Annotated in this window: 9 protein-coding genes; 8 read left to right on the top strand and 1 reads right to left on the bottom strand. The window is 60.4% G+C overall.

Annotation, left to right across the window (positions count from 1 at the left end; genetic code table 11):
- The first annotated feature begins 28 nt into the window (after positions 1-28).
- The 3 genes from F8N21_RS01250 to F8N21_RS01240 are packed head-to-tail and all read left to right on the top strand — an operon-like array spanning position 29 to position 2,494.
- Complete coding sequence (locus F8N21_RS01250; protein ID WP_150640377.1) at positions 29-1,054, top strand: aminoglycoside phosphotransferase family protein; 1,026 nt, start codon at positions 29-31, stop codon at positions 1,052-1,054.
- Positions 1,051-1,725: an N-acetylmuramate alpha-1-phosphate uridylyltransferase MurU gene (gene murU, locus F8N21_RS01245; RefSeq protein WP_150640376.1), complete on the top strand. Its 675-nt coding sequence runs from the start codon at positions 1,051-1,053 to the stop codon at positions 1,723-1,725. The genes F8N21_RS01250 and murU overlap by 4 nt, the downstream gene beginning before the upstream one ends.
- A gap of 1 nt (position 1,726) precedes the next feature.
- Positions 1,727-2,494: a TerB family tellurite resistance protein gene (locus tag F8N21_RS01240; RefSeq protein WP_150640375.1), complete on the top strand. Its 768-nt coding sequence runs from the start codon at positions 1,727-1,729 to the stop codon at positions 2,492-2,494.
- Between the two features lie 227 nt (positions 2,495-2,721).
- On the opposite strand, the gene F8N21_RS01235 is transcribed toward F8N21_RS01240, so the two are convergent.
- Entirely contained in the window at positions 2,722-3,720 is a 999-nt protein-coding gene (locus F8N21_RS01235; protein ID WP_150640374.1) for an alpha/beta hydrolase family protein, read from the bottom strand.
- 74 nt (positions 3,721-3,794) lie between these two features.
- Between F8N21_RS01235 and F8N21_RS01230 the strand changes: the two genes are divergently transcribed.
- The 5 genes from F8N21_RS01230 to F8N21_RS01210 all read left to right on the top strand — a co-directional run bounded on the left by F8N21_RS01230 (position 3,795) and on the right by F8N21_RS01210 (position 10,808).
- Positions 3,795-6,191, top strand: coding sequence for a PAS domain S-box protein (locus F8N21_RS01230; protein ID WP_150640373.1), 2,397 nt, complete (start codon positions 3,795-3,797; stop codon positions 6,189-6,191).
- Positions 6,192-6,200: 9 nt separating this feature from the next.
- Complete coding sequence (locus F8N21_RS01225) at positions 6,201-6,830, top strand: response regulator transcription factor (RefSeq protein ID WP_150640372.1); 630 nt, start codon at positions 6,201-6,203, stop codon at positions 6,828-6,830.
- Between the two features lie 344 nt (positions 6,831-7,174).
- Positions 7,175-8,299 (top strand): ABC transporter ATP-binding protein, encoded by a 1,125-nt coding sequence (locus tag F8N21_RS01220; RefSeq protein WP_150640371.1) that lies wholly within the window; start codon positions 7,175-7,177, stop codon positions 8,297-8,299.
- A gap of 44 nt (positions 8,300-8,343) precedes the next feature.
- Complete coding sequence (locus F8N21_RS01215) at positions 8,344-9,387, top strand: ABC transporter substrate-binding protein (protein ID WP_150640370.1); 1,044 nt, start codon at positions 8,344-8,346, stop codon at positions 9,385-9,387.
- 173 nt (positions 9,388-9,560) lie between these two features.
- Positions 9,561-10,808 carry an ABC transporter permease gene (locus F8N21_RS01210; RefSeq protein ID WP_150640369.1) on the top strand — a complete coding sequence of 416 codons (1,248 nt, stop codon included), beginning with the start codon at positions 9,561-9,563 and terminating at the stop codon, positions 10,806-10,808.

Raw genomic sequence — 10,808 nt, 5'->3', positions numbered from 1 at the left:
ACGGCTAGCGCCGTCGGAGACCCTTGCAATGCCTGATCAAGATGTACGCTTGCAACACCTGAAAGTTTGGCTCGATGAGCAGTTGGCAATCCTCTATGCCGCGCAAGACTGGGGCTCCGTGCCCCCGGCTACATTGACTGCGGCCAGCAGCGACGCGAGTTTTCGGCGGTACTTCCGCTGGGAAGGGGAAGGGCGCAGTTTCGTCGTGATGGATGCGCCGCCGCCCCAGGAAAACTGCAAACCCTTCGTGGATATCGCTTTTTTACTGGGGACTTGCGCGATTAATGTGCCGAAAATTTACGCACAAGACCTGCCGCGTGGTTTTCTTTTGCTCAATGACCTGGGCAACAAGACCTATCTGGAGGTGATCGACAGCGAAAATGCCGACACTCTGTTCAAGGATGCGTTGCAGGCATTGCTGGCCTTCCAGCAGTTGCCGATGGACGCGCCTCTGCCGAGCTATGACGTGGCGTTGCTGCGCCGCGAACTGGAACTCTTCCCGGAATGGTACGTGGGGCGTGAGCTGGGTATTCAGTTTGACCAGCAGCAACGGGCGCTTTGGCAGCGGGTCAGCGATCGGCTGATCGACAGCGCCCTGGCTCAGCCCAAGGTCCTGGTGCATCGTGACTACATGCCACGCAACCTGATGTTGAGCGACCCCAACCCGGGTGTGCTGGATTTTCAGGATGCGGTGTACGGTCCGGTCACTTACGACGTGACCTGCCTGTTCAAGGATGCCTTCCTCAGTTGGCCTGACGCTCGTGTGCAGGGTTGGCTGAAGGATTACTGGCACCAGGCCGCTAGTTTGGGCATCCCGGTACAGTCGGATTTTCAAGACTTCCTGCGAGCAAGCGATCTGATGGGCGTGCAGCGTCATTTGAAAGTGATCGGGATCTTTGCCCGTATCTGCCATCGTGACGGCAAGCCGCGTTATCTCGGCGATGTGCCGCGCTTTTTCGCCTACATAGAGGCCGTCGTGGCGCGCCGACCGGAGTTGGCCGAGTTGGCTGAGCTATTGAACAGTCTTCGCCAGCCAGTCGAGGCCCCTGTATGAAGGCAATGATTCTGGCGGCGGGCAAGGGCGAGCGCATGCGGCCGTTAACGTTGACCACACCCAAGCCATTGATTCGTGCCGGCGGGGTGCCATTGATCGAGCACCACCTGCGGGCGCTGGCGGCGGCAGGATTTACCGAGATCGTCATCAACCATGCCTGGCTCGGTCAGCAGATCGAGGACTACCTGGGTGATGGCGCGCGGTTCGGGTTAAGCATCCAGTACTCGCCGGAGGGCGAACCGCTGGAGACTGGCGGGGGAATTTTTCGCGCGTTGCCGCTGCTGGGTGATGAGCCATTCCTGGTGGTCAATGGCGATATCTGGACCGACTACGACTTCTCGGCCCTGCGCCAACCGATCGCCGGCCTTGCCCATCTGGTGATGGTCGACAACCCGGCGCATCACCCGAACGGGGGGGATTTTTGCCTGCAGGACGGGCAGGTTCGCGACGCCGAGCCGGGGGCGCAGATGCTGACCTACAGCGGTATTTCAGTGCTGCATCCGAAACTGTTCGCGACTAGCGTTGCCGGCCCTTTCAAGTTGGCTCCGCTGCTGCGCGAAGCGATGGCGCAAGGGCAGGTCTCCGGTGAGCACATGCACGGATGCTGGATTGATGTCGGCACGCTGGAGCGTCTGGCACAGGTCGAACAACTCCTGGAAGCGAGCCGCTGATATGTTATGGCCAGGGACTCTGATCGGAGCCGGAGCGGGCTTTCTCATAGCCAGCATTCCGGGGGCCATGCTCGGTGCATTATTGGGGCAGGCACTGGACCGGCGTCTGCAGCTGCAGAGCTGGGCGCAGCTGCGCGAGTGTTGGGGTGGGCGTGCGGCGCTGCGCAATGATGAGCTGTTATTCGTCTTGTTGGGGCGCCTGGCCAAGTGCGATGGCCAGGTAGTCGAGGGCCATATTCAGCAGGCTCGTCAGGAGATGCGTGCGCTGGAAATGAATGAGTCGGCGCGCAATCGCGCAATCGCTGCGTTCAACCGAGGCAAGTCCGGGCGTGATCGCTTGCGCGGCTATCTACGGCGCCTGAGTGTTCAGCCGCATGCGGCAGAGGGTGTGTTGCGCGCTTGTTGGCGGATGGTCTGGGCTGATGGCCGGGCCAGTAGCGCCGAGCGTGATCTGATCAAGCTATGGGGCAAATGGCTGGGCTGGACACCGCAGCAGGTGCAAGCGCTGGCCGGTGAATACGAACCCCATAGAAAACCGCTGGCTAACAGTGGCGGGGCTTATCAGGAGGCTTTGCGAGTGCTGGGCGTCTCGGCCACCAGTGAGCCTTCACAGATCAAGCGTGCTTACCGGCGCCTGCTCAGCCGCCATCACCCGGACAAGATTGCCGGCAGTGGGGCCAATCCGTCTCAGGTGCAGGAGGCCACCGCGAAGACTCGTGAGTTGCACAATGCGTATGCGTTGATTCGCCAGCGGCGGGATTTTCGTTAGCAGGCGAATTTTGCGTTGCCCTTGATGCAGTCTTCGCGAGCTTGCCCCAATGCCGTAGCAGCTGCCGAAGGCTGCGTTCGGCTGCGAAGCGGTCGTAAAATCAGGCACTGCGGTATTCCAGATAATCCGTGCAAGCAGGATTTACGACTGCTGCGCAGCCGAACGCAGGCTTCGCCAGCTGCTACGGTTCGCGTACCGCCTTAACTGACTGGCATGGGAAGGGGCGATCAGCTGCCGCTGTGCTGCGGGCTCAGCCAGCCGCGAATGCGCCGAAACAGCTGCTCTTGTTCGGCGGCGCTGTTTCCGGGCAATGCATTCAAGGAGATCTGGGTAAAGTTCGCGCTCTTCAAGCGTTTGCTCGCTTGCAGCCGTTGCAACGCTGCGTCGCGCGTCTGCGCCTTGTCCTTATAGAAGAAGTCGGCGGTTGCCACTTTCAGGGTCGACGCCAGTTCCGCCAGTTCCGGTTGGCCATTGAGCGGCTTTTGTGCGGCGACCATCACAAACTTCTCTATCTGCGAGGGTTGCTTCTCGCTCAGGTAACGTGCCGCCCAATAAGCCCCCGTGCCATGGCCCAACAGGACGATGCTGCGTGCGTTCTGCTGTTCGGCAAAGGCGATCGCCGCATCGATTCGGGTGAAGATCCGCTCGGCGTCAGCCTTGAACTGCTCTTCGGAAGTTTCGGTGGTGGCACGGTCAGCGACATCCGCCTCACCGCCGGCCGCTTGTTCGATGGGTTTAGGCGCGGCAGTACTGGCACTTTTGCTGCTAGTGTCCGCCGGGGCCGGGGCGGGCGCGACTTCGACAATCCGCGGCTGGCTGGCGGCACTTTGCAGATCCGGCAAGCTGATACTCAGGCTGCCCCAGTTGGCATCCGGCAGTTTTCGCCGCAATGGGCTGATTGCTTGAGGCCAGTCAGCTGTTTCGCCTGCGCCCGGGATGATAATCACCGCACCGCGAGGTTCGCTGGTATTGGCCGGTTTCCAGAGCGCGAGGAAACTGTCGCTGCCGGCCACCAACTGCTGTTGCTCCTGCTGCGGGATTTGGCGCTCGAGGGCTGCCGCCACTTCCTGGCTGCGCTCAAGCAACGGTTGGCGCTCCAGCGGCTGTTCTTCTGCGGTTTTTTCCACAGTGGCGGGAGCCGGGTCGGCGGCCTCGACTGAAAACGCACAAGGCAGGATCAGCGACAGGCACAATGCAGGCAGTGCCGAGCGGTAGACAGGGGGCATTGGATGTTCCAGGCCAGAAGTAATTCCGGCAGCCTAATGGGTTAGTCAGTATTTGTCAGGGTGTGAGACTTCAGATGATGCGTTTTCGCTGCCTGTTGGTTATCGGCTGTTTTTGCCTGCCCTTGATGGCAGCAGCAACGCCTGCGCCTGCGCCCCATGTTCCTGTCGCGCAGTTGAATGCCGAACAGCGTCGCTGGCTCGAGCAACACCCCGAATTGCGGGTAGGGCTGGTGCTGCAAGCGCCATATGCCCAGTTCGATCGCCGCTTGCAGCGCTTGTCCGGGGCCAACGTCGAGCTGATGCAATGGCTGGCCAAAGCCCTTCAGGTCGAGCTCAGATGGCATAACTTTGCCGATCAGGCCCAGTTGGAAGCCGCTGTGCGCAAGGGTGAAGTCGACATCGCCCCAGGCCTGAGTCAAACCCCCACGGGGTTGAAACTCTGGCAGTTCTCCGATCCCTATATGCGTGTTCCGCAGCTGATCGTCAGCGCTCAGAAGGAGGCCGGCGCGGTTGAGCTGGAACGGCTCGATAGCCAGACCCGTGTCGCGGTGCGCATGCCCAGTACAGTCGCCGATTATCTGCGCAGTACCTACGCCAATCTCAATCTGCAAGGTGTCCCCCTGGAGCGCCAGGCGCTGCAACTGCTGTTGAGCCAGCAGGCCCGATATGCGGTGGTTGATGAAGCGCAGCTCGGTCGCTTGTCCGCCGAGACGGAATTCGCCGATCTGGTGGTGGTCGGTGATATCGGTCTGCCGCAATTGCTGCGGATCGCTACACGACGTGATTGGCCCGAGCTGGCAGGGATCGTTGAAAGGGCGCTGCATGCCATTGCGGCGAAGGATCTGGAACAGCTGCACAATCGCTGGCTGCAACCCAAGTATCCACGCCTGGTCGAGTCGCGAGGCTTTTGGCAGAACCTCTGTCTGTTGCTGGCGGTGTTGTTGTTCAGCTGCATGGCCATCGTCGCCTGGCAGCGCCGCCAGCAAAGCAGCCTTGAGCAGCGGTTGCTGGCCGCCAGGGAAGACATCGCCCAGCGCGAGGCCAGCGAAGAAGCCTTGCGCCTGACGCAGTTTTCCATTGATCAAAGCACGGTGGGCATCCTCTGGGTCAACTGGGACAGTCATGTCCGTTATGCCAATCGGGCCGCAGAATCGATGCTCGGTTATGCCCCGGGTGGCGTCATCGACCGACCCTTGATCGACTTCGAACCTGGCTTGAACATGGACCGCTGGCTGACCCTGTGGAAGCGCGCCCGCGCCAGTGAGGAAGGACCACAGAGTTTTGAGACCCACTGCGTGCGGGCCGACGGCAGTATTCTGCCCACTGACGTATCGCTGAGTTTCATGCGCTTTCGCGATGGTGAGTACCTGGTGGTCTATCTCAACGATGTCACCGAGCGTCGTCGGGCCCTGGCCGCCTTGCAGGAAAGCGAGGCGCGCCTGCAAGGCATCGCCGCGAATGTCCCGGGGCTGGTGTTTCGTCTGGAGCGGGCACCAGTCACCGGGCAGATCGACTTCGCCTATATCAGTGAAGGCAGTGAAAGCCTGGTGGGTTATTCCCCGGCGACACTCAGTCAACGCGACAAAGGTTTGCGCAGCCTGGTCCACCCGGACGACAAGGCCAGCTACCACCAGACCCAGGATCAGGCCCTGGATACCGACAAAGACTGGTCCTGGCAAGGACGCATCGTGACCCGCCAGGGTGAGCAGCGCTGGGCGGAGATCAAGGCAATCACTCGGCGTCTGGAGGACGGCGCGGTGGTCTGGGACGGGATTGTCTGGGACATCAGCGAAAGCAAGCGTATCGAACTGGAGTTGGCCAGTTCCCGCGAGCAGTTGCGCGAGTTGTCCGCTCACCTGGAAAGCGTGCGGGAAGAGGAAAAGGCTCGTATCGCCCGGGAAGTTCACGATGAGCTGGGGCAGATGTTGACCGTGCTCAAGCTGGAAACCTCGATGTGCGAGCTGGCTTACGCGCAGCTTGATCCGGGCTTGAACGAACGGCTCAACAGCATGAAACGCCTGATCGCCCAGTTATTCCAGCTGGTGCGCGATGTTGCCACGGCACTGCGGCCACCGATTCTCGATGCGGGGATCGCTTCGGCCATCGAGTGGCAGGCGCGACGTTTCGAGGCGCGCACGCAGATCCCGTGCCTGGTACAGGTGCCGGACAACCTGCCGGCCCTCAGCGACGCCAAGGCCATTGGTTTGTTTCGGATCCTGCAGGAGGCGCTGACCAATGTCATGCGCCATGCTCAGGCGCATACTGTGGAACTTAGCCTGACCTTGGAAGGCGATGATTTATGCCTGACGGTCAGCGACGATGGTCAGGGCTTCGTCCCGACCACTGGCCGGTCGACTTCGTTTGGTGTGGTCGGCATGCGCGAGCGGGTGTTGATCATGGGCGGCAGTCTGTCGCTGGAAAGTGAACTGGGCGAAGGCACGACGTTGAGCGTGCGAGTGCCGCTGGATTAGGAGAGAGGCGTGATCCGTGTACTGGTAGCTGAAGACCACACCATCGTTCGCGAAGGCATCAAGCAGTTGATCGGTCTGGCCAAGGATTTGCTGGTGGTGGGCGAGGCGAGCAATGGCGAGCAGCTATTGGACGTCTTGCGACATATTCCTTGTGAAGTGGTGTTGCTGGATATCTCCATGCCCGGTGTCAACGGCCTGGAGGCGATCCCGCGGATTCGCGCGCTGAACAATCCTCCGGCGATTCTGGTGCTGTCGATGCACGACGAAGCGCAAATGGCCGCGCGGGCGTTGAAGGTCGGCGCCGCCGGTTATGCCACCAAGGACAGCGATCCGGCGCTGCTGTTGACGGCGATCCGTAAAGTCGCGGCCGGGGGGCGTTATATCGACCCTGACCTGGCTGACCGGATGGTCTTCGAAGTCGGTCTGACCGATTCGCGGCCGTTGCACTCGTTGCTCTCGGAGCGCGAATTTTCGGTATTCGAACGCCTGGCCCAGGGCGCGAACGTCAATGACATCGCCCAGCAACTGGCGTTGAGCAGCAAGACCATCAGCACCCACAAGGCGCGGCTGATGCAGAAACTCAACATCACGTCCCTTGCGGAATTGGTGAAATACGCGATGGAACACAAGCTCCTCTGACACAACCCGGTCCCTCTGTAGGAGCTGCCGAAGGCTGCGATCTTTTGATCTTGCTTTTGCTTTCGCGGCGCCTGGGGGAAAAAGATCGCAGCCTGCGGCAGCTCCTACGGGGATCGTGCCGGCATATCCATTTGCGACATACCTGCCAGCGCGCCTTTGCCTGTTCTTGAGGCTTGCAGCTTGAAACTTGCCGCTGCTCCTCTCCAATCCCGCCATCCTTGTAGGGCAATCCCTACCCCGAACTTTCCCTCCGGCCTAGGCGAATCTCTCATACCCCCCGATTTGCGTGCTCCCCAGCCTCCACTAGGCTTAGTCCACGGCAGTCCAAAACAAAAGGTGTGGGTATGAGCGAGGTCAATTCAAGTGCTGGGGCCAATGATGTTCTGGTCAGCTTTCGTGGGGTGCAAAAGAGCTACGACGGCGAGAATCTGATCGTCAAAGACCTCAACCTGGAGATTCGCAAAGGCGAATTCCTCACGCTGCTGGGGCCTTCCGGGTCCGGCAAGACCACCAGCCTGATGATGCTGGCGGGCTTCGAGACCCCGACTGCCGGCGAAATCCTGCTGGCCGGGCGCTCGATCAACAATGTGCCGCCGCACAAACGCGACATCGGCATGGTGTTCCAGAACTATGCGCTGTTCCCGCACATGACCGTCGCCGAGAACCTGGCGTTCCCGTTGTCGGTGCGTGGCCTGAACAAGACCGATATCGGCGATCGGGTAAAACGCGTGCTGAGCATGGTTCAGCTCGACGCCTTCGCCCAGCGTTACCCGGCGCAGCTTTCCGGTGGTCAGCAACAGCGGGTGGCCCTGGCCCGGGCGCTGGTGTTCGAACCGCAACTGGTGCTGATGGACGAACCCCTCGGCGCCCTCGATAAACAGCTGCGTGAACATATGCAGATGGAGATCAAGCACCTGCATCAACGCCTGGGCCTGACAGTGGTTTACGTGACCCATGACCAGGGCGAAGCGCTGACCATGTCCGACCGGGTGGCGGTATTCCATCAGGGCGAGATCCAGCAGATCGCGGCTCCACGCACCCTCTACGAAGAACCGAAGAACACCTTTGTCGCCAACTTCATCGGTGAGAACAACCGTCTCAATGGCCGCTTGCACAGTCAGAGTGGTGATCGTTGCGTGGTCGAGCTCAGTCGCGGCGAGAAGGTCGAGGCGCTAGCGGTGAATGTCGGCAAGACCGGCGAGCCAGTGACCCTGTCGATTCGTCCGGAGCGGGTGAGTCTGAACGGCTCCAGCGAATCCTGCGTCAACCGCTTCTCGGGCAGGGTGGAGGAGTTCATCTATCTGGGCGACCACGTCCGCGTTCGCCTGGAAGTCTGCGGCAAGACCGATTTCTTTGTGAAACAACCGATCGCCGAGCTGGACCCGGCTTTGGCAGTCGGTGATGTGGTACCGCTTGGCTGGCAGGTCGAGCACGTTCGCGCGCTCGACCCACTTCTAGAGGCGAATTGATCGCCCCCTTGCTTCACCAACCCTGCACGTGGAGAGAACAATAAATGTTGAGATCCCTGAAATTCACCGCTATGACTCTGGGCCTGATGGGAGCGGCACACGCGATGGCTGCGGGCCCGGACCTGACCGTGGTGTCCTTTGGCGGGGCGAACAAGGCGGCTCAGGTCAAAGCCTTCTACGCACCGTGGGAAGCGGCGGGCAACGGCAAGATCGTCGCCGGCGAATACAACGGCGAGATGGCCAAGGTCAAAGCCATGGTCGACACCAAGAGCGTGTCCTGGGACCTGGTGGAAGTGGAATCGCCAGAGCTCTCCCGCGGCTGTGACGAAGACATGTTCGAGCAACTCGATCCGGCCCTGTTCGGCAAGAACGAGGACTACGTCAAAGGCGCTATCCAGCCTTGCGGCGTGGGCTTCTTCGTGTGGTCGACCGTGCTGGCCTACAACGCCGACAAGCTGAAGAGTGCACCGGCCGGTTGGGTGGATTTCTGGGATACCAAGAAATTCCCGGGTAAACGTGGCCTGCGTAAAGGCGCCAAGTACACCCTGGAATTCGCGTTGATGGCTGATGGCGTTGCGCCGAAAGACGTCTACAAAGTGCTGGCCGGCAAGGACGGGCAGGATCGCGCCTTCAAGAAACTCGATGAACTCAAACCAAGCATTCAGTGGTGGGAAGCGGGCGCCCAGCCGCCGCAGTATCTGGCTTCCGGCGACGTCGTAATGAGCTCGGCCTACAACGGTCGGATTGCTGCCGTGCAGAAAGAAAGCAACCTGAAGGTCGTGTGGAACGGCGGTATCTACGACTTCGACGCATGGGCAATTCCAAAAGGCCTGGATAAAGCCCGCGCGGAAGCGGCGAAGAAATTCATCGCCTTCTCGGTTATGCCGCAACAGCAGAAGACCTACTCGGAAAACATCGCTTACGGCCCGGCCAACACCCAGGCCGTTCCGCTGTTGTCCAAGGATGTCCTGAAAGACATGCCGACTACTCCGGAAAACATCGCCAACCAGGTGCAGATCGACGTCAGCTTCTGGGCTGACAACGGCGAGCAACTGGAGCAGCGCTTCAACTCGTGGGCGGCCAAGTAGGAGCTGCCGCAGGCTGCGATCTTTTGATCTTGATCTTCGGCGCCCTCACAGGCCTCAAAAGATCGCAGGCTGCGCCAGCTCCTACGGGATGTGTGTTTTAAACATAAACAGAGGCGGCCTTCCGGTTGCCGGATGCCGCCCTCTGTAACGATCAAAGATTTCCGGAGTTCGCTATGGCCATCACCGTTCCCCTGAACGAGGTCACCAGCCCCACCTTGAAGCAGCGACTGGCACGCGCCGAGCGGCTTAACCGCTGGAAGGCACAAGCCTTGATCGCGCCCTTGGTGCTGTTTTTGTTGCTGGTGTTCCTGGTGCCGATCGTGGCGCTGCTCTACAAAAGCGTCGCTAACCCGGAAGTGGTTGGCGGTATGCCACGCACTGTGGCAGCTGTCGCTGCATGGGATGGACGAGGCCTGCCGGCCGAGCCGGTGTACAAGGCCGCCAGCGAAGACCTGGCCGAAGCCCGCAAGAATCAAACCTTGGGCGATCTGTCCAAGCGCTTGAACATGGAGTTGGCCGGCTATCGCAGCCTGCTGACCAAAACCGCACGAGCGCTGCCGTTCAAGACCGAACCGGCCTCCTATAAAGAAGCAATGGAAAGTCTCGATGAGCGTTGGGGCGACCCGGCGTACTGGCAGGTGATCCGCCGCAATACCAGCAACCTGACACCTTATTACCTGTTGGCAGCCGTCGATCACCGTATAGACGACCTGGGTGAAGTCGCCCCGGCCACACCAGACCAGGCGATTTACCTCGATATTTTCGCCCGCACTTTCTGGATGGGCCTGATCATCACCGCGATTTGCCTGGTGCTGGCCTATCCATTGGCCTACCTGCTGGCCAACCTGCCGTCGCGTCAAAGCAACCTGCTGATGATTCTGGTGCTGCTGCCGTTCTGGACCTCGATTCTGGTGCGGGTTGCAGCCTGGATTGTGTTGCTGCAATCGGGTGGCTTGATCAACAGCGGCCTGATGGCCATGGGCATCATCGATCAACCGCTGGAGCTGGTGTTCAACCGCACTGGGGTTTACATCTCCATGGTGCACATTCTGCTGCCGTTCATGATTCTGCCGATCTATAGCGTGATGAAAGGCATTTCGCCTACCTACATGCGAGCGGCGATTTCCCTCGGCTGCCATCCGTTTGCCAGCTTCTGGCGGGTGTACTTCCCGCAAACCTATGCCGGTGTCGGCGCCGGTTGTCTGTTGGTGTTCATTCTGGCGATTGGCTACTACATCACCCCGGCGCTGCTCGGCAGCCCGAACGATCAGATGGTCAGTTACTTCGTCGCCTTCTACACCAACACCAGTATCAACTGGGGGATGGCGACTGCACTGGGTGGGCTGCTGCTGTTGGCGACCGTCGTGCTCTATCTGATTTACAACTGGCTGGTGGGCGCCAGTCGCCTGCGCCTGAGCTAA

It is taken from the genome of Pseudomonas fluorescens (genome assembly GCF_902497895.1).
Taxonomy (GTDB): Bacteria; Pseudomonadota; Gammaproteobacteria; order Pseudomonadales; family Pseudomonadaceae; genus Aquipseudomonas; species Aquipseudomonas fluorescens_BP.
This window is presented reverse-complemented; position numbering and strand designations above follow the sequence as displayed.